Source organism: Staphylococcus sp. HMSC036D05 (assembly GCF_001836225.1).
GTDB lineage: Bacteria > Bacillota > Bacilli > Staphylococcales > Staphylococcaceae > Staphylococcus > Staphylococcus caprae.
The window spans coordinates 440,961-461,361 of the sequence record NZ_KV827781.1 but is presented as its reverse complement, the minus strand read 5'-3'; the positions used below and the strand labels follow the sequence as shown (position 1 = coordinate 461,361).

Below are 20,401 nucleotides of genomic sequence, written 5' to 3'. Positions count from 1 at the left end.
TTGGGTTTTGTGGATAAAAGTGAATTAATACAATGAGTGAGTTGATTGTGTTTCGAATAGTCAACTAATTAAGGTGGTACCACGCGTCAGCGTCCATCTATTTGAGGATGCTGATTTTTTATTAAAAGGAGGATAACTATGGATATAGCTTACAAAAAAATAAATGCGCAGATTACACCAGAAGCATTAGCGCAATTAAAAACATCAAAAATTATCTTCGAGAGTACGAACCAAGATAAATTAAAGGGAAGATATTCTATTGTAGTGTTAGATGATTTTGGCTCAGTCACATTAGATAATCATCAATTAATGATAAAAACTGAATATGAAGAAAAAGAAGTGACAGAAAAACCTTATGACTACTTAAAAAGTCTCGTGAACAAATATTATACAGATATTGAAGATGAACACTTGCGAGACTTACCATTTATTGCAGGGTTTATAGGAACGTGTAGTTTTGATCTTGTGAGACATGAATTTGAAAAACTACAAGAAATAAAGCTTTCAGATCATAGAGATCATGATGTGAAATTTTATTTAGTTGAAAATACTTACGTTTTTGATCACTACAAAGATGAATTATATGTGATAGCAACCAATCTATTTTCTAATAAATCAAAAGATGAATTATTTGAAGAGGTCGAAAAAAGAATTGAAGATTTAAAGCATATAAATTTAGTATATGAAAAGATTGAGTTTAACACTGAAAACAGAAAAATAAAGGCGAATATACCAGAAGATGAATTTATAGAAACGATAAAAGCTTTAAAGAAGAAAATTACTGAAGGAGATATGTTCCAAGTCGTACCTTCCAGAATTTATAGTTATGAACATCACTTTCATCATCATTTACAACAACTGACTTTTCAACTCTATCAAAAATTAAAGAGACAGAATCCTAGTCCATATATGTTTTACATTAATAAAGATATACCGATTATTGTTGGTAGTTCGCCAGAAAGTTTTGTGAAAGTAAAAGATGGCTGGGTTTATACGAATCCTATAGCTGGAACTATCAAGAGAGGAAAGGACTTAGAAGAAGATGAAAAAAATAGTGAGTTATTATTGAATGATGAAAAAGAAAGAAGTGAACATAGTATGCTCGTTGATTTAGGAAGAAATGATATTCATAGAATTAGTAAAATAGGTACTTCTAAAATTACTAAATTAATGGAAATAGAAAAATATGAACATGTGATGCATATCGTGAGTGAGGTTATTGGTGAATTAAAAGAAGGTTTATCGCCAATGAGTGTCATAGCAAGTTTATTACCTACAGGCACAGTATCTGGAGCGCCAAAATTAAGAGCTATACAAAGAATATATGAGGCCAATCCGCATAAGAGAGGGATTTACAGTGGGGGAGTTGGCTACATTAATTGTAATCACAATTTAGATTTTGCACTTGCGATTCGAACGATGTTAATTGATGAGAATCAAGTTGATATTGAAGCAGGTTGTGGCGTAGTTTATGATTCTATTCCGGAAAAGGAACTAGAAGAAACGAAATTAAAAGCAAAAAGTCTCTTGGAGGTAACTCCATGATATTAATAATAGATAATTATGATTCATTTACTTATAACCTTGTAGATATTGTAGCTAAACGAACAGAGGTAGTGGTTAAATATCCAGATGATGTTGATATTTTTAAACTTACGAATATTTCAGCTGTCATCATTTCACCTGGGCCAGGGCACCCTCTAGACAATAATTTACTCATTAAATTAATTGAATATTTCGAAAATAAACCAATTCTAGGTGTATGTTTAGGTGCGCAAGCATTAACTTGTTATTACGGTGGTGAAGTGATTCAAGGACCAAAAATTATGCATGGTAAAGTCGATGATTTAAGAATAATAAGTTCAACGCCACTATATCAAGAACTGCCTTCAAAATTTAAAATTATGCGATATCACTCGCTCATAAGCAATCCTAATCAATTTCCAAAGGAATTAGAAATCACTGGACGTACTGAAGATTGTATACAGTCATTCCAACATAGAGATAGACAGCACTATGGTATTCAATATCATCCAGAATCATTTGCTACAGAAAATGGAGAACAAATCATTAATAATTTTATAAAAATTGCAATGAGAGGAAACTGACAATGAAATTATTAGAAGAAATCAAAGAAAATAAACATTTAACAGAAGAGGATATGAAAGAATTTATCAATCTGTTACTCAATCCAAAAGTGAGTAATGAAAGAAAAATTGAAATATTAACCTCCTATACTCAAAAGGAAATGCAACAAAGTGAACTTACATATTTAGTGAAACATCTCATTCATACCATGTATCCAGTTCAGCCGTTTTATGAAGGGGCAATGTGTGTATGCGGTACAGGCGGAGATGGATCGAATAGCTTCAACATTTCAACTACGGTTGCATTTATCGTTGCGAGTGCAGGCGTGCCAGTAGTTAAACATGGAAATAGAAGTGTTACGTCTCAATCAGGAAGTACAGATGTTTTACAAGAAATGGGCATTCAAACATGCAAAGTAGACGAAGTTGTTAAAGAATTAAACGCCAAAGGTCTTTCATTTATCAGCGCAACTGACTCTTATCCGATTATGAAACATCTCCAACCAGTAAGAAAAAGCATTCATACACCTACTATTTTTAATTTAGTGGGTCCTTTAATTAACCCATTTAAGCTTACTTATCAAGTGATGGGGGTCTATGATGTTACGCAACTTGATAAGATTGCACAAACCATTAAAGATTTAGGTAGAAAAAAAGCAATTGTAGTTCATGGCGCAAACGGAATGGATGAAGCAACGCTATCTGGAGACAATATTATCTATGAAATTAATCAAGGTGAACCTATCAAGACATACACAATAAATGCTAAAGATTATGGTTTAGCTTTGGCTGAAAATGAAACATTCATCGGTGGTTCGCCGAAAGAGAATAAAAAAATTACAATAAATATTTTAAACGGAAATGATAAGTCGAGTAAAAGAGATGTGGTATTACTAAATGCTGCAATCGCACTTTATGTTGCTGAAAAAGTCAACGATATTCAAAGTGGTATAAAATTAGCTCGTCATCTCATAGATAGTGGACAAGCTATGAAACAGTATTTGAAGATGGGGGTCTAATCATGACGATACTGAATGAAATAGTAGAGTATAAAAAAGAATTGTTGAATAAAGGTTACTACAAGCATAAGTTGGATGAACTTAAACAAGTAGATGTTAGCAATAAAACTAAACTGATAGACGCTTTGAAGAATGATAAAAACTTATCTATTATTGCTGAAATAAAGTCTAAAAGTCCTACATTAAATCAATTACCTGAGAGAAATTTGCATACACAAGTCAGAGAATATGAGTTATATGGAGCTAATGCCATTTCTATTTTAACCGATGAGGAGTACTTTGGAGGGAGTTTTGAACGTTTAACCGAACTTACAATAGAAACCAAATTACCTGTACTTTGCAAGGATTTTATTATAGATAAAATACAAATTGATGTAGCGAAAAAAGCTGGTGCTTCAATTATTTTATTAATTGTCAATATTCTTTCAGATACGGAATTAAAAGAGTTGTATGACTATGCAACACAATTAGGTTTAGAAGTTTTAGTAGAAGTACACGATCAAGATGAGCTCAAAAAAGCATATCAACTTTCACCAGAAATCATTGGCGTCAATAATCGAGATTTAAAACGATTTGTGACCAAAGTGGAACACACAAATGAAATTTTAAAAGCTAAAAGACGTGGTTTTCATTACATTTCTGAAAGTGGGATTCATAGCATCAATGATGTTAAGACCATTTTAAACTCTGGTATAGATGGTTTACTAATCGGAGAAGCTTTAATGAAATGTGATGATTTGAGTCAATTTTTACCAAGTTTAAAACTAGAAAAGGTACGCCAATGATAGTAAAATTTTGTGGTTTTAAAAGTGATGAAGATATTGAAAAAGTGAAGGATTTGAACGTTGATGCTGTAGGTTTTATTCATTTTCCTAAAAGTAAAAGACATGTATCCATAAATCAAATCAAACATTTAACAAAGTCTATTCCGCATCGCATCGATCGTGTAGCAGTTGTAGTAAATCCTACGTTGGAATTAGTGACTGAAATCATAAGTGAAACAGATATCAATACCATGCAGTTACATGGAAATGAAAGTATAAAGTTAATCAATCAAATTAAACAATTAAATTCTGAAATTAAGATAATTAAAGCATTACCAGCTGATCATCATTTAAATGACAATATAAAAAAATACGAGAGTTATGTGGACTTATTTATTATAGACACACCAACAGAGAATTATGGTGGTACAGGGAAAGTATTTGATTGGAATATGTTAACTCATATTCGAGATACTAAGTTTTTAATTGCTGGAGGTCTGGAAATCAAACATTTAAAACAACTTAATCAAATTGAACTTGGACAGATGGGTTATGACATTGCGAGTGGGATTGAAACAAATAATAAAAAAGATCTAACAAAAATGAAGGAAATTATTGAATTCTTAAAAGGGGATGAATGACATGAAAATTCAAACAGAAGTTGATGATTTAGGATTTTTTGGTGACTATGGGGGGACAATATGTGCCCGAAACACTTATGCCAGCGATAATTGAGCTTAAGAAAGCCTATCATGTAGCCAAAAAAGATCAAAGCTTTCAAGAAGAACTTGATTATTATCTGAGGGAATACGTTGGAAGAGAAACACCTCTTACTTATGCAAAGTCTTATTCAGAACAATTGGGAGGGGCTAAGATTTATCTTAAACGTGAAGATTTAAATCATACCGGCGCTCACAAAATTAATAATGCATTGGGACAAGCGCTTTTAGCAAAGCGCATGGGTAAGAAAAAGTTAGTCGCTGAAACAGGAGCAGGTCAACATGGTGTTGCAAGTGCAACGGTAGCAGCATTATTCGATATGGAGCTCATTGTTTTTATGGGGAAAGAGGACATTAAACGACAACAATTGAATGTATTTAGAATGGAACTTCTAGGAGCGAAAGTAGTTTCAGTTGAAGAAGGGCAAGGGACATTATCAGATGCAGTCAATAAAGCTTTACAATATTGGGTGAGTCATGTAGATGATACACATTATCTATTAGGTTCAGCCTTAGGACCAGATCCATTTCCAACTATGGTAAGAGACTTTCAAAGTGTGATTGGAAATGAAATTAAAGCACAGATACAAAATAAGGAAGGACGTTTACCAGATGCAATTGTGGCATGCGTAGGTGGTGGTTCCAACTCTATAGGAACGTTTTATCCATTTATTAAAGATAATGTTAAATTATTTGGAGTGGAAGCTGCCGGAGAAGGAGCAAATACAAATAAGCATGCATTAGCGATAGGTAAGGGAAGACCAGGTGTACTTCATGGTTCTAAAATGTATCTTATTCAGGATGATTATGGACAAATAGAATTAGCACATTCTATATCAGCTGGTTTGGATTACCCTGGTATCGGGCCTGAACATTCATATTATCATGATATAGGACGTGTCGAATACGTGAGTGCGACAGACGAAGAAGCTATGGAAGCATTAATTCGTTTTTCAAAAGCTGAAGGAATTATTCCAGCGATTGAGAGCGCTCATGCACTGAGTTATGTTGAAAAGTTAGCGCCACAAATGAAAAGTAATGAAATAATTGTTGTGACAGTCTCTGGAAGAGGAGATAAAGATATGGAAACAATCAGAACGTACATTGAAAGTCGTGGTGAAAAGGATGCGTAAATTATTTATTCCATATATCATGGGTGATTTGAATTTTATTAAAAACCTTAAAATATTAAGTGAAGCAGGCGCAGATATAGTCGAAATAGGTGTCCCATTTTCGGATCCTGTAGCTGACGGACCAACAATTATGAATGCAGGCGCTAAAGCAATAGCAGAGGGCGTAAATGTAGATGTCATATTTAACGAATTGATCAATCATAGTCGTGACATTACTTCTAAATATATTTTAATGACTTATTATAATATTATTTCTTCCTATGGAGAGAAACAATTTTTAGATAAATGTGTAGAAGCAGGTGTATTTGGATTAATTATTCCAGATTTACCTTTTGAACTTATTGAAAAATTTAAAAAAGATTTTCCAAATCATAAAGTTAAAATTATTCCTCTTATTGCTATGACAACTTCAAAGGAAAGAATGAAAGCCATTGCGAAAAAAGCAGAAGGTTTTATTTATACTGTAACTATGAATGCTACAACAGGTGAAAATGGGCAGTTCCATCCAAAATTAAAAAATAAGATTCAAATGTTAAAAGACATTGCAGACGTCCCTGTTGTTGCAGGTTTCGGTATCAGAAATGAAAAACATGTGAAAGATATAGGAGAAGTAGCCGATGGTGTTGTTATTGGTAGTGAAATTGTAAAAAGATTAGCAGAAAATGATGATGATCAATTTAAACAATATGTAAATGGTATAAGACGCACTTTAGATGCTCTATAAAACAATAATAAAAATAGCAATATAAATTGAATAATGAAGTACGTGTCAGGGTAAATATAAATCATAATTAAATTATAAAGAGGTGAATAAGAATGAGTAAAAAAGTATTATTCGTTCTAACAAGCACTAATCAATATCCTGATGGTACTGAAACGGGTTTATGGTTAGAAGAAGCAGGCGAACCTTATGATATTCTAACTCAAGAAGGCATTGAGGTTGAGATAGCTTCTATTAAAGGCGGACATGTTAATTTAGATCCAAATTCAACTTCAGATGAATTATTAAATCAATATAGTACATTCGTATCACACTTAAATGATACACCAAGTATAGATGACATCAACGCTGATGACTACGATGCAATTTATTTACCAGGTGGTCATGGAACAGTCTTTGATTTTGCTAATAATGAAAAGCTTGCAAATATTTTAGTACACTTCAGAGATAAAGATAAAATTATTTCATCAGTTTGTCATGGACCAAGTGCTTTTGTAGGAGTTAAAGGAAGCAATGGTAAATATTTAGTAGATGGTATTCAATTAACAGCGTTTACAGATAGTGAAGAAAAAGCTATGGGATTAGAAGAAAAAGTGCCATTTTTAACTCAATCTAAATTAGAAGAACAAGGCGCAAGATTCGTAGCAAGTGATGACTTTACATCTCATTTAGAAGAAGACCGTAAATTTATTACTGGTCAAAATCCTCAATCAAGTGAAGTCATTGGTAAAGCACTCGTAAATGCATTAAAATAAAAATGAACACAAAATAATATGGACCGACACCTTGTTCAGTCCATATTATTTTTTACATAAAAGTTTCAATATTGCATTGGTTATCAATTAAGTACAATTTTTATATCAGTTAATATTTTAGTTTTGGTAATATCTATTGTATACTTGTCTAGATTAGAAATATAGTTAACATGGATAATCAAAATGATTACATATTATATGCAAGAGAACGACCTATATTCCTTAAAAGTTAAAAAGAGAGTTATAAAGATATAAATGGGAGTTATGATAATGAAGTTTACAAATTTAACAGCCAAAGAATTTGGTGACTTTACAGATCAAATGCCTTATAGCCATTTTACTCAGATGGAAGGCAATTATGAGCTCAAAGTTGCTGAAGGAACTGAATCACATCTCGTAGGGATTAAAAATAATGAGAATAAGGTAATTGCAGCCTGCTTGTTAACTGCAGTACCAGTCATGAAATTTTTCAAATATTTTTATTCTAACCGTGGTCCTGTAATTGATTATGATAATAAAGAACTTGTTCACTTCTTCTTTAATGAATTAAGTAAATACGTAAAAAAACATAACTGTCTATATCTAAGAGTCGATCCTTATCTTCCTTATCAATATTTAAACCATGATGGTGAAGTTATTGAAAATGCAGGACATGACTGGTTTTTCAATAAAATGGAAGACTTAGGATACGAACATGAAGGGTTCCACAAAGGATTTCATCCTATATTACAAGTGAGATATCATTCTGTTTTAGATTTAAAAAATAAAACAGCAAAAGATGTTTTAAATGGAATGGATAGTTTAAGAAAACGTAACACCAAGAAAGTACAAAAAAATGGAGTCAAAGTTCGATTTCTAACTGAAGAAGAATTACCGATTTTTAGATCATTTATGGAAGATACGACAGAAACAAAAGAGTTTACTGACAGAGACGATAGCTTCTATTACAATAGATTCAAATATTTTAAAGATCGAGTATTAGTACCTTTAGCTTATATTGATTTCAATGAATATTTAGAAGAACTTAATACTGAGAGAGACGTATTAAATAAAGATTTAAACAAAGCGCTTAAAGATATTGAGAAACGACCTGAAAATAAAAAAGCGTATAACAAAAAAGAAAATCTTGAACAACAGCTAGATGCAAATCAACAGAAGATAGAGGAAGCTCAAAATTTACAGCAAGAACATGGGAATGAGCTACCTATCTCAGCTGGTTATTTCGTCATCAATCCATTTGAAGTAGTATATTATGCCGGTGGCACTTCAAATCGTTACCGCCATTTTGCAGGTAGTTATGCGATTCAATGGAAAATGATTAACTACGCTTTAGAACATGGCATTAATCGTTATAATTTTTATGGAATAAGTGGGGACTTCAGTGAAAACGCTGAAGACGTAGGAGTAATTAAGTTCAAAAAAGGCTATAACGCTGATGTTATTGAATATGTAGGTGATTTTATCAAACCAATAAATAAACCTATGTATGCAATCTACAACGCACTTAAAAAGTTAAAGAAATAGATTTTTTTAGGAAGGGAATTATCTAATTATGAAATTTACAGAGTTAACAGTAAAAGAATTTGAAAACTTTGTACAAAATCCATCATTAGAAAGCCATTATTTTCAGGTGAAGGAAAATATTGCTACGCGTGAAGCAGATGGGTTCCAAGTTGTATTATTAGGTGTGAAAGATGACGATAATAAAGTAATCGCAGCAAGTCTTTTCTCTAAAATTCCTACAATGGGAAGTTATGTATATTATTCTAACCGTGGTCCAGTCATGGATTATTCAGATTTAGGTTTGGTTGATTTTTATTTAAGAGAATTAGAAAGATACTTACATCAGCATCAATGTTTGTATGTAAAATTAGATCCTTATTGGATGTATCAATTGTATGATAAAGACATCAATCCTTTAACAGAAAAGAATGATGCCTTAGTTAACCTATTAAAATCACATGGCTATGAACATCATGGTTTCACTACAAAGTATGATGCTTCTAGTCAAGTAAGATGGATGGGTGTGCTTGATTTAGAAGGTAAAACGCCTGCTTCATTGAAAAAAGAATTTGATAGCCAACGTAAAAGAAATATAAATAAAGCGATAAACTATGGAATTAAGGTGAGATTTCTCGATAAAGATGAATTCGATATCTTCTTAGATTTATATCGTGAAACTGAAGCTAGAACTGGATTTGTTTCTAAAACAGATCAGTATTTCTATAACTTTATTAATCATTACGGTGATAAGGTTTTATTACCATTAGCGTATATTGACTTAGATGAATACATAGAAAAAGTTCAACACACACTCAATGACAAAGAAAATCGTCGTGATGATATGATGGCTAAAGAAAACAAAAACGATAAGCAATTAAGAAAAATCGCCGAATTAGATAAACAGATTGACCATGATAAAAAAGAATTACTTAATGCAAGTGAAATTCGTCAAACTGATGGATCTATTTTAAATTTAGCTGCAGGTGTATACTTTGCTAATGCCTATGAAGTCAATTATTTCTCTGGAGGTTCTTCAGAAAAGTACAATCAGTACATGGGACCTTACGCAATGCATTGGCATATGATTAATTATTGCTTTGACAATGGCTACGATAGATATAATTTTTATGGTTTATCTGGGGACTTTACTGAAGATAGTGAAGATTATGGTGTTTATCGCTTCAAGAGAGGATTTAATGTTCAAATTGAGGAATTAATTGGAGATTTCTATAAACCAATTAATAAAGTGAAATATTGGTTATTCACGACATTAAACCGTATACGTAAAAAGATTAAAAAATAACTATATATTTAAAAAGTAGAGCATATTGGGATAGAGCCAATATGCTCTTTTGCCGTTTAGAGAAGGGTTGGTAAACTCTAAAAGGCTTAATGTAGGTATAGTAAATCTAAGTTGTCGAAATCGTGTTGCACCCTACATAATTAATCATAGCATATGAGTAAAATGATACAATAATACTTATTGATTAATTTTTAATAATGTTTTTATAACTTAGCTTATTAAATTAGTATAAAGATGTCATTGATTTATGAAATAAAAACTTAGTCATAATGTAAATATTAACCAACAAACAATACTTAAAAAATAATAAGGAATGAAACTTTAAAACGTTACATTAGCTACCTATATAATGTCATATACCTATGTGCAGCAAAATAGGTGATTATAAAAGTGTTATGTAAACCTATAGAGTGTCTACTATTTATTAAACATATAGTTAAGGGTTTCGACTAAATACTTGTGTTATCTACATTTCAATAGCAACTGGCCAGTTTTTAATTGTAAATGATAAAGGTTAAAATATAATACTGCATCTTTAGCAAATGAAGTTGAGTATCTTTGTGAAGTTTAAAGAATTAATTTTATGTTGATTCAACACGCATATTCATATTAGATTAGTAAAAGTGATGCAGATTAAATTACAAATCACTCAAGGATAGATATTTAGATAATGAGGATGAATAATGTTAAATATTGGAACATATTTAGCTTCGAATATTTTAGTTTACATAATATATATTATAGGAAGTTGTACATAGTTCTATAGGGGACTTACCTCTTTAGTATTTGCCTCATTTACATTCTCATTCTATGCTGAGTTCTTTTCATCAATTATATCCTTATTATTCTACGTTTAAATTATCTGTGCGTTTCTCACTTTAAAAATTCTTATCAGCTTCAAATACATCCTTAACCATGAACAAACATCGTATCATCATTCAACTAAAATCATTCCGTTAGTAATTTTATGTTTCAAGACATTATCGATATGCTATACTAGATTCATTATTATCATTTTGGAGTGACACGTTCATGAATTTTATTTTCGATATTGATGGTACGATTTGCTTTGACGGTAATCATATTGACCAATCTATTAAAAATCGTCTTATGCAACTCAACGATGAAAACCATAAAGTTATATTTGCATCTGCCCGTCCTATAAGAGATTTGCTACCAGTGATTCCCGAATTTGCAGATTATACTTTAATTGGTGGTAATGGCTCAATTATATCCAAAAATGGACAAATCGAAATCATTTCGGAAATCAATGAACACGATATTAACCTCATTAAAAACCTCATTAAACAATATGGATTGTCGTATATTATTGATGATAAATTCAATTATTCAACGAATTTAAATGCTGATAATGAAATTTATCAACGTATCGATCCTAATCATACTGCGCAAGCTTTACATATGGACGACATTAAGGATCCGATTAAAGCAATTCTTTTGAATATTAAACCTGATGACTTCGATACTATTGCTAAGATTTTAGAAACAGTATCAGACGGTATTGAGCTTATTTATCACTTCAATGAATCATATATTGATGTGACCGCTCAAGGTATCGATAAACATACGACAATTCAATATTTAATAGGTTCAGATACAGATTATATTGCATTTGGTAACGATCATAATGATATTCACATGTTAGATAACGCTTCGCAAGGTTATTTTGTGGCTAATGCACTGGTTGAACATCAGTCATTTTTGAAAAATCCTAATATCAAAGTCATTGATAATTCGAATGATGCAATATGTAAAGTGTTAGATAACTATTTAGCTATCAAAAGTTAAATTAAACATGAACTATATTAAAAAGTCTCTTACAATACTAAAGTTTGAACATTATCAAACAGGTTGTAAGAGGCTTTGGCTATTTTATTCCATAGAATTGATGAGTAATTGAGTATACGGATGGCGTGATTTATCGAACAAATCCTCAATCTTAAAATCATCTACCACTTCTCCATCTTTTAACACAATCACACGTTGCGTCAGTCTTTGAATAACTGAAAGATCGTGGGAGATAATAAGTAGGGTTTTAGGATTGATGTGGTCTTCATTTATTAAAATATCAATAACATTTTGCTCGGCCACAACATCTAGATTGGATGTAATTTCATCACATATCAATATATCTGGCTGAGAAATGAGTGATCTTATGATATTCAATCTTTGTAACTGACCGCCACTGACTTCTCGTGGAAATTTTTGCAACAAATGCTCTGCTAAACCAAATGATTCTAAATATTTTAGTAAGTTGGGCTTTATTTCCGAAGTTTTCATTTTATTATAAAAAATGAGTGGTTCTTCAAGAGATTGTTGGATTGTATAATGTCTATCAAAACTTTCGAAGGCATGCTGAAATACTGGGAGTACGCGTTTTGAATTGACTTTAACTTGTCCACGCGTAGGATTTAACTCTCCTAATATTAAAGAACTTAAAGTACTTTTACCTGCCCCGCTTTCACCTAATATCCCTACTTTTTCATTTTTATCGATTTTAAAGTTTACACCGTTAAGAACAGAATGGTTTTTACTATATTCAAAATGAACATTTTCAAATTTTATGATAGTCAACGATTTCCATCCTTTCTTAATGTGTTTCTGTATTTTAATAATTGCTTTGTATACGTATGTGTAACTTCATTTTCAGTAAGTTTATTAATTGAGCCAGATTCAACAAGGCTACCATTTCTCATAACATTAAAATAATCTCCATAATTAAGTACGTGATTCATATTGTGAGTAATCAACAGCACTGTATGATGATGGTCTTTAACTATATGTTTAAGCATTTGCATAATTTGATGACCGTTGACGACATCTAAAGATGCTACTGGTTCATCGGCAATGATAAGTGGAGGTTTCAACATGAGCACGCTAGCAATGTAAACACGTTCAAGTTGACCACCAGAAAGTTGAAAACTGTATTTTTTAATAATACTAGAATCATTTAAATTAACCCAAGTTAAAGCAGTGATAATGTTCTTTAATGCCTCCTCTTTAGATACATTAAAGTGTGTTCGATATATTGCAATAAGTTGTTTATCTAGACGTGAGTATTCATTAAAGCTTTGCGCATAATTCTGAGAAATATAACCAATTTGTTTACCTAAAAGATGATTCATATTAGTAGCATTTTCTCCAAAATCATACTCATCATATGTCATATTTAATCCTTCTGGTAAATATTTCAAAAGTGCCCTTGCTGTGAGACTCTTACCTGCCCCACTTTCGCCAATAATAACATTAAGTTTTCCTTGATAAATATTTAAATCGACGTTTTGGACTAACTTATAATTATTAGAATCGCTAATGTTAAGATTTTTTATTTTCAAAAGCGTCAAACTCGACACCTCTCTTCTCTAATAATCGATCTCTGACAGCGTCTCCAGTTAAGTTGAAAATTAATATCGTGATCGAGATTAACGTCGCTGGTGCAATAATCATGATTGGATGTGATGTGATAAAGTTACGTCCTGCTTGAAGCATTGCGCCCCACTCTGGAGATGGTGGTTGCGCGCCTAATCCTAAAAATGACAATGAACTAATGTAAAGAATAATTTTACCAAAATCAACAATCATAATAACTAAAATGGAAGGAAACACTTTGGGTAATAAATGTTTAAATAAAATATTAAAAGTTGATACATTAAATAATTTGGCCATCTTTATATAGGAAAGATTCATTTCTGAATTGACGATCCCTCTTGTTACCCTTGTATAATTCATCCATTTTATAACAGTAATGGCAATCACTAAATTCCATATGCTTGGATGGAAGAAACTTGCTAAAGCAATCATAATGACGAATTCAGGTATACTCAAACCGATATCTATCATTCTCATGATCATCGAATCGATCCAACCTTTTTTATAGCCTGAAAGTAAGCCAAGTGGTACGCCGATTAAAACAGTAAAAAGTAAAGTCAATAAAGTAACAAATAAAGTTGTTCGTGCGCCTATGATGAGTCGACTAAATAAATCGCGACCATAATCATCGGTTCCTAAAAAGTGATGTAAACTTATGGGCTCAAATGTTTCTGATAAATTAACTTTAAAAGCTGCATCATTACTAACAAACAGTTGAAGGGCGATAATTATAAATATATAGATTCTAAACACATAGAAAATGAGATTCTTCTTTGTCAATTTAAACTTCATGATCGTCACCTTCTTTTTTATAATTTCTCAGATGTGCAAAATTAAATATATTTGTCTTAGCTGATCGATTGTAACGCTGTTTAGGATCAATAAATAAAGTGGTTATATCAGCAATCGTATTAATGATTACAACGAAAAATCCTATAAAGAGTACGCAACCTTGAATGACCGGATAATCTCTAGATTTAATACTGTCGACTAAAAAGTAACCTAAACCTGGAATGTCGAATAAATTTTCAATCACGACGGTACCTCCGATTAAGCTCCCTACTGACAGACCTAATAAGGGAATAATAGGAATTAAAGTCGGTTTGAAAATATCATGAAATAAAATATAACGTTCTGACATCCCTCTTAATCGAGAAGCTTCTACAACTGGACTCCGATATTGTTCTAATAAATTAGAGCGTATAAGACGTATGTAATATGCACACATACCCACACTCATTGTAATAATCGGTAAAATATACGCAGCTATTGATCCATCTTCTGATGTTGGTAATACATTTAACTTTTGGTTGAAAATAAATAATAATATTAAACCAATAAAAAATGAAGGTAAGCTCACAGATAAAGAAGTTAAAACTCGAATCATTTTGTCTAAAGTTTTGTGATAATTTATTGCGGCTATCACTCCTAAAGGTATTGAAACAAGCATAGATAAAATTAATGTTCCAAAAGTAATGATTAATGTTGGAACAATATAGTTCATGATTTCTTTAGATACTGGAGCACCTGTTTGATAACTTGTACCTAAATTTAAATGTAATAATTGACTGAACCAATGCCACCATTGACTGAGTAAAGAATGATCCAGTCCTAATTGATGTTCTGTAGCTTTGATTTGAGATTGTGAAACTTGAGAGGTATCAAGATGAAGAATTTTATTAACTGGGTTCCCTGGTGATAATTTCATTAAAATAAATGTGATTGTTGTTAAAACAAAAAGCACGATAATCATTTGCAATATTTTTGAAATGATTGTTTTAAACATCTTCGCAACATCCTTCTGTATTAAATGGATTAATTATTTATATATTAAAATTTTACATTAAATTATTTTTATCGTCATTTACCTATTATAATAGTCACATTGAAAAAATAATAGTATAAGCGATGTAGCCCTCCAATTTAACAAAAAAACTCAACGCCATCTAACTAAATAGACAGCGTTGAGTTCCAAAATATTATTTACGATGGCGCCCTCTTAACATTTTTAAATCTTCTTCATCTTCATATTTACGAATTTCTTTTTCAAGTTTATTCTTCTTACGTTCTCGTCTCCATTTACGTGTAAAGTACCATAATAAGAAACTAATGATTAAACTCATTAAAGCTAAGAAAGCAGCGTAACCTAATAACGGCTGATAAGAAATATGTTGGAAATTAGGAATAAAGAATGCTAATAAACCTAAAACTACAAATGTAATTACTGCGGCAATCAACCATCTATGTAAAACTAATGTACAGAATACTGTTAATAAAACCATTGCTAAGATAGTAATCCATAAGTAATTAGGCATATCAAAAATTGTCATAATACTATCTCCTTGTTAGTTCATTTAATAATAATTTTATTATACTATTTATTTGAATTAAACCACTCAGTCTAGAGAAGTAACGTTCCTAAAGAATATTCAGAGATTGGGACATCATTTATTATTTCTGTCCTACTCCTATTCACATACTTAAATTAATTATTCCCTACTCTTATGTTTGATAAACGAATACTTGCCTTCTCTAAACGCTTCGAATGTTATTCTGACTTGAGTTTTGTATAATAAAGGTAATACATATCAAAGGAGTGTTCCCAATGACAAAAGGTTTACCTTTAAGAAAGGATGTCCCTACTCAAGAAACATGGGATTTGAAAGACCTTTTTGAAAATGATGAAGCATTTTATCAAACTCTTAATCAAGTGCTCCAATCTTCTAAAGCGTTCAAATCTACATATCAAAATCAACTTAAAGATATCGAAACAGTTGAACGTGCGCTTAAAGATTATGAAGATATTTTAATTCAATTGGATCGTCTTTATAATTATCCCGAACTAAGAGTGAGCGTAGATGCCACTAACGAAGAAGCGCAAAAAGTAAATGCTAAATTGAATACGATGTCTGGTAAAATAGCAGGCTTACTCTCATTCGTAGATTCTGAAATCTTAGCATTACCTGAGGACATGTTAAATCAATTACAACAACAATCGAATTATCCTCACTTCATTAAACAGTTGAAAGATAGAAAGCCGTATCAACTATCTACAGAAGTAGAACAAGTATTGGCTACTCTAACGCCAACACTTAGAAGTCCTTTTGAATTATATGGAACAACCAAAAGTTTAGACATTGACTTTGAGTCATTTGAGCATAATGGTATGACTTACCCTCTCGATTATGCCACTTTTGAAAATGAATACGAAGATAATCCAGATGCCGAATTTAGAAGAAAGAGTTTTAAAGCATTTAGCGACTCAATTCGTAAATATCAAAATACAACAGCAGCTACGTATAATATGCAAGTTCAACAAGAAAAAATCGAAGCGGATATGCGTGGATATGATTCTGTGATCGATTACTTATTACAAGACCAAGAAGTGACACGCGACATGTTTGATCGTCAAATAGACGTTATTATGAGTGATTTGGCTCCGGTAATGCAAAGATATGCTAAGTTAATTCAACGTGTCCACGAACTTGATAAAATGCGATTTGAAGATTTAAAGATATCTATCGATCCTAGTTATGAACCAGATATTTCAATTGAAGAGTCTAAAAAATACATTTATGGCGCTTTAAATGTTTTGGGTGAAGATTATGTGAAAATGTTAGAATCTGCCTATGATAATCGATGGATAGATTTTGCTCAAAATAAAGGAAAAGACACAGGTGCTTATTGCGCGAGTCCTTATTTTACACATTCATATGTATTTATTTCTTGGACTGGAAAAATGGCTGAAACCTTTGTGCTTGCTCATGAGTTAGGACATGCTGGTCATTTTACTTCAGCGCAGAAACATCAAAATTTATTAGAATCAGAAGCATCTATGTACTTTGTCGAAGCACCATCAACGATGAATGAAATGTTAATGGCGAATTATTTATTCAATAGTAGTGATGATCCTAAATTTAAACGTTGGGTCATTGGTTCTATACTTTCTAGAACGTATTATCATAATATGGTAACTCACTTGTTAGAAGCGGCATATCAGCGTGAAGTGTACAGATTAGTAGATGAAGGAGAGTCGCTTACTGCCCCACTTCTTAATAAGATTATGTTAGATGTTTATGAAAGATTCTTTGGCAATGCAGTTGAGATGACAGATGGTGTTGAACTCACTTGGATGCGTCAACCTCATTATTATATGGGATTGTACTCATATACTTACTCTGCAGGTTTAACAATTGGTACTGTGGTTTCTCAGAAGATTAAAAATGAGGGACAACCAGCTGTAGACCAATGGTTAGAAACACTTAAAGCTGGCGGAAGTAAATCACCAGTTGAATTAGCGCAAATTGCAGGTGTTGATATAACAACAGAAGCACCATTAAAAGCGACGATTAAATATATTTCAGAATTAGTCGAAGAACTAGAAACTCTTACAGATCAAATTGAAGCAGATTAATTAAAAAATTATTTTCCAATCAAAAATCGCCCTCATAGACTTAAAGCCTATGGGGGCGATAATTTATTATTAATCAAATGTATCGAAGTGTTCACCTGTTAAATAGTAATAAACGCTTTCGGCAATATTACTGATATGGTCTCCTATACGTTCTAAATGTCGAGCAGCTAAATGAGCCTGACCAGCAACAAATGGATCATTATCAATTAAATAAGTTGTGTTAACAATATTGATGTATAAGTCATCAATATCTTTATCTCTTTCGATAATTTCTTTAATTAGCGTTAAATCCTCTGTTTTGACAGCGGTATTGAGATCTTCCAACATGAGCATTGCTAATTTACCCATCGTTTTTAAACGTGTAAATACATAGTCATCGTTAATTTTAACCCTTAGACGAATGTGTGCGATACTCGCAGCATTATCTCCCATTCTTTCAAAGTCTGTTGAAATTTTTAACGCAGCCATCATCATACGTAAATCCGTGGCAATAGGTTGCTGTTTGGTAATTAACATAATCACTTTCTCATTTATTTCATAATCTAATTGATTAATCTCTCTATCCTTTTCAATGGTTTCTCTAGCGAAGGTTCTCTTTTCCTCACTTAACGACACTAATGCATTTTTAATATTAAAATAAACACGAAGGCCAAGACGACGTAAATCTTTAATTAACTCATCTAGCTGACCTTCGTATTTATGTCTAATGATTGCCATATATTATCCGAAACGTCCTGAAATATAATCTTCTGTTTGTTTATCAGAAGGATTAGAGAAGATTTTATCAGTGTCGTCGTATTCGTTCACATAACCATTAAGGAAGAAAGCAGTTTTATCAGATACACGTGCAGCTTGTTGCATGTTGTGTGTAACCATAATAATTGAATAATTTTCTTTTAATTCTTGTACTAATTCTTCAACTCTTAGTGTTGAGATTGGATCTAGTGCTGATGTAGGCTCATCCATTAAAATAACATCCGGTTCGATTGCTAAACATCTTGCAATACAAACACGTTGTTGTTGTCCCCCTGATAAGCCATAAGCATTTGTGTGTAATCTATCTTTTAATTCATCCCAAATTGCCGCGCCACGTAATGATTTTTCTACGATTTCATCTAAAACTTTTTTGTTTTTAATACCATGGGTTTTAGGACCGTAAGTGATATTATCATAAATTGATTTAGGGAATGGGTTTGGTTGTTGGAAGACCATTCCTACGTTTGTTCTTAACTTTTCTTTAGAGTATTTCGGATCAAAGATATTTTGATCTCGATATAAAATTTTTCCTGCAGTTTTAACTGAAGGTACGAGTTCAACCATACGATTGAGTGCTTTGATATATGTTGATTTACCACAACCTGATGGTCCGATAATCGCTGTAACATTGTTTTCTAAGATATCTAAATTAATATTTTGTAATGCGTGATTTTCACCATACCATAAATCTAGATTTTGAGTTGAATAAACAATATTCTTTTGACTATCTGGTGTTGTATCTTTTCTATCATTTTCAGTAGTCACGATTGTAGAGACTGAACCATTCGTTTTGTCAGTTTGTTCACTTAATTTATTTTTTTCTGCGACTTGTGAATTAGCCATAATTAAAAACTCCTTCTATATAGAGGAAAAGTTGTAAAGAAACAAATCTTTTCCTCGTTGAAATAACAATTTTCCCAATAAGCTATATTAATATTTTTTACTGAATTTATTTCTTAAAAGAATCGCAATTGCATTCATTGCTAATAAGATAACAAGTAATACGATAATTCCTGCTGATGCCACATTTTGGAATTCAGCTTGAGGCATTTTAGCCCAAGTATAAATTTGAGTTGGTAAAGCAGAGAATTGATCTAATAGTCCACTTGGTGTAGCTAATAGAATTGTAGGAATACCAATAACTACAAGTGGTGCCGTTTCACCTAATGCACGAGATAAAGATAAAATGAAACCAGTTAAGATACCAGGTAGTGCTGCTGGTAAAACAACCTTTCTGATGGTTTGCCATTTATTGGCACCTAAACCAAATGAAGCTTCTCTTACAGAACCGGGTACAGCTCTAATTGCTTCTTGGCTTGAAACAATAATTACTGGAAGAATAAGCAATGACATTGTTAATGCAGCTGCTAAAACACTGTTTCCCATTCCAGCTGCTCCAACGAAAAGTGTGTAACCTAAAAGACCAAATACGATTGAAGGCACACCGGCTAAGTTTGAAATACTTATTTTTACTATGCTTGTAAAAATATTGTCCTTTGCATATTCCTCTAAATAAATAGCTGTGCCAATACCTAGAATAATTGTGATTGGAATGATACTAACAATTAACCAGATTGAACCAATGACTGCCCCTTTAACACCAGCATCTGCAGGTGTTGAAGAAGAGAAATTAGTAAAGAATTCAGGTGTTAAATGGCCGGCTCCTTTGATGATGGTTTGTGCTAATAATGCTACTAACACAACAAGACCGATTAACGTACAGAGGAAGAATAACCATTTGTTAACTTTATTCTTAGTATCTCGAGTAGAAATATTTTTGTCGACTTTGTTTTTGTCGATTAACGTTTTATTATTAGAATTTGTTGTCGCTGTCATA

Annotated in this window: 19 protein-coding genes and 1 pseudogene; 12 read left to right on the top strand and 8 right to left on the bottom strand. The window is 31.9% G+C overall.

The features are described from left to right. Window positions 1–138 precede the first annotated feature (138 nt). From HMPREF2580_RS06835 to HMPREF2580_RS06785, 11 genes and pseudogenes are all read left to right on the top strand, one after another. Window positions 139–1,545, top strand: a complete 1,407-nt coding sequence (locus HMPREF2580_RS06835; protein WP_070831453.1) for an anthranilate synthase component I — start codon at window positions 139–141, stop codon at window positions 1,543–1,545. After that, window positions 1,542–2,108: an anthranilate synthase component II gene (locus tag HMPREF2580_RS06830; RefSeq protein WP_070831449.1), complete on the top strand. Its 567-nt coding sequence runs from the start codon at window positions 1,542–1,544 to the stop codon at window positions 2,106–2,108. The genes HMPREF2580_RS06835 and HMPREF2580_RS06830 overlap by 4 nt, the downstream gene beginning before the upstream one ends. A gap of 2 nt (window positions 2,109–2,110) precedes the next feature. Beyond that, entirely contained in the window at window positions 2,111–3,106 is a 996-nt protein-coding gene (gene trpD, locus HMPREF2580_RS06825; protein ID WP_070831446.1) for an anthranilate phosphoribosyltransferase, read from the top strand. A gap of 2 nt (window positions 3,107–3,108) precedes the next feature. Beyond that, window positions 3,109–3,891, top strand: coding sequence for an indole-3-glycerol phosphate synthase TrpC (gene trpC, locus HMPREF2580_RS06820; RefSeq protein WP_070831443.1), 783 nt, complete (start codon window positions 3,109–3,111; stop codon window positions 3,889–3,891). Further along, window positions 3,888–4,511 carry a phosphoribosylanthranilate isomerase gene (locus HMPREF2580_RS06815; RefSeq protein WP_070831440.1) on the top strand — a complete coding sequence of 208 codons (624 nt, stop codon included), beginning with the start codon at window positions 3,888–3,890 and terminating at the stop codon, window positions 4,509–4,511. Before trpC ends, HMPREF2580_RS06815 begins: the two co-directional genes overlap by 4 nt. A 1-nt stretch (window position 4,512) precedes the next feature. Then, window positions 4,513–5,722, top strand: a pseudogene (trpB, locus tag HMPREF2580_RS06810) (tryptophan synthase subunit beta). Continuing rightward, entirely contained in the window at window positions 5,715–6,446 is a 732-nt protein-coding gene (gene trpA / locus HMPREF2580_RS06805) for a tryptophan synthase subunit alpha (protein WP_070831437.1), read from the top strand. Before trpB ends, trpA begins: the two are co-directional and overlap by 8 nt. A 92-nt stretch (window positions 6,447–6,538) precedes the next feature. Further along, on the top strand, window positions 6,539–7,198 hold the full coding sequence (locus tag HMPREF2580_RS06800; RefSeq protein WP_002442767.1) for a type 1 glutamine amidotransferase domain-containing protein: 660 nt from the start codon (window positions 6,539–6,541) through the stop codon (window positions 7,196–7,198). Window positions 7,199–7,468: 270 nt separating this feature from the next. Beyond that, window positions 7,469–8,722: an aminoacyltransferase gene (locus HMPREF2580_RS06795; RefSeq protein WP_037541437.1), complete on the top strand. Its 1,254-nt coding sequence runs from the start codon at window positions 7,469–7,471 to the stop codon at window positions 8,720–8,722. A gap of 28 nt (window positions 8,723–8,750) precedes the next feature. After that, a complete protein-coding gene (locus HMPREF2580_RS06790) occupies window positions 8,751–10,004 on the top strand; it encodes an aminoacyltransferase (RefSeq protein WP_070831434.1) in 1,254 nt (417 codons plus the stop codon). A gap of 1,032 nt (window positions 10,005–11,036) precedes the next feature. Beyond that, window positions 11,037–11,813 carry an HAD-IIB family hydrolase gene (locus HMPREF2580_RS06785; RefSeq protein WP_070831431.1) on the top strand — a complete coding sequence of 259 codons (777 nt, stop codon included), beginning with the start codon at window positions 11,037–11,039 and terminating at the stop codon, window positions 11,811–11,813. An 84-nt stretch (window positions 11,814–11,897) separates the two neighbouring features. Here HMPREF2580_RS06785 and HMPREF2580_RS06780 read toward each other — a convergent pair whose 3' ends face one another. The 5 genes from HMPREF2580_RS06780 to HMPREF2580_RS06760 form a co-directional block, all read right to left on the bottom strand. Beyond that, window positions 11,898–12,593, bottom strand: a complete 696-nt coding sequence (locus tag HMPREF2580_RS06780) for an ATP-binding cassette domain-containing protein (RefSeq protein ID WP_070832591.1) — start codon at window positions 12,591–12,593, stop codon at window positions 11,898–11,900. 2 nt (window positions 12,594–12,595) lie between these two features. Beyond that, a complete protein-coding gene (locus HMPREF2580_RS06775) occupies window positions 12,596–13,369 on the bottom strand; it encodes an ATP-binding cassette domain-containing protein (RefSeq protein ID WP_070831428.1) in 774 nt (257 codons plus the stop codon). Further along, on the bottom strand, window positions 13,341–14,186 hold the full coding sequence (nikC, locus tag HMPREF2580_RS06770) for a nickel transporter permease (RefSeq protein ID WP_070831425.1): 846 nt from the start codon (window positions 14,184–14,186) through the stop codon (window positions 13,341–13,343). The genes HMPREF2580_RS06775 and nikC overlap by 29 nt, the downstream gene beginning before the upstream one ends. Further along, entirely contained in the window at window positions 14,176–15,180 is a 1,005-nt protein-coding gene (gene nikB / locus HMPREF2580_RS06765; RefSeq protein WP_070831422.1) for a nickel ABC transporter permease, read from the bottom strand. The genes nikC and nikB overlap by 11 nt, the downstream gene beginning before the upstream one ends. A gap of 193 nt (window positions 15,181–15,373) precedes the next feature. Further along, on the bottom strand, window positions 15,374–15,724 hold the full coding sequence (locus HMPREF2580_RS06760) for a membrane protein (RefSeq protein ID WP_002442782.1): 351 nt from the start codon (window positions 15,722–15,724) through the stop codon (window positions 15,374–15,376). Window positions 15,725–15,999: 275 nt separating this feature from the next. Here HMPREF2580_RS06760 and pepF point away from each other — a divergent pair, with 275 nt between their 5' ends. Next, entirely contained in the window at window positions 16,000–17,808 is a 1,809-nt protein-coding gene (gene pepF, locus HMPREF2580_RS06755; protein WP_070831419.1) for an oligoendopeptidase F, read from the top strand. Between the two features lie 69 nt (window positions 17,809–17,877). On the opposite strand, the gene phoU is transcribed toward pepF, so the two are convergent. The 3 genes from phoU to pstA all read right to left on the bottom strand — a co-directional run bounded on the left by phoU (window position 17,878) and on the right by pstA (window position 20,400). Further along, entirely contained in the window at window positions 17,878–18,525 is a 648-nt protein-coding gene (phoU, locus tag HMPREF2580_RS06750; RefSeq protein WP_002442786.1) for a phosphate signaling complex protein PhoU, read from the bottom strand. Window positions 18,526–18,528: 3 nt separating this feature from the next. Then, window positions 18,529–19,407 carry a phosphate ABC transporter ATP-binding protein PstB gene (gene pstB / locus HMPREF2580_RS06745; RefSeq protein WP_002442788.1) on the bottom strand — a complete coding sequence of 293 codons (879 nt, stop codon included), beginning with the start codon at window positions 19,405–19,407 and terminating at the stop codon, window positions 18,529–18,531. A gap of 87 nt (window positions 19,408–19,494) precedes the next feature. After that, window positions 19,495–20,400 (bottom strand): phosphate ABC transporter permease PstA, encoded by a 906-nt coding sequence (gene pstA / locus HMPREF2580_RS06740; RefSeq protein WP_002442790.1) that lies wholly within the window; start codon window positions 20,398–20,400, stop codon window positions 19,495–19,497. Window position 20,401: the final 1 nt, after the last annotated feature.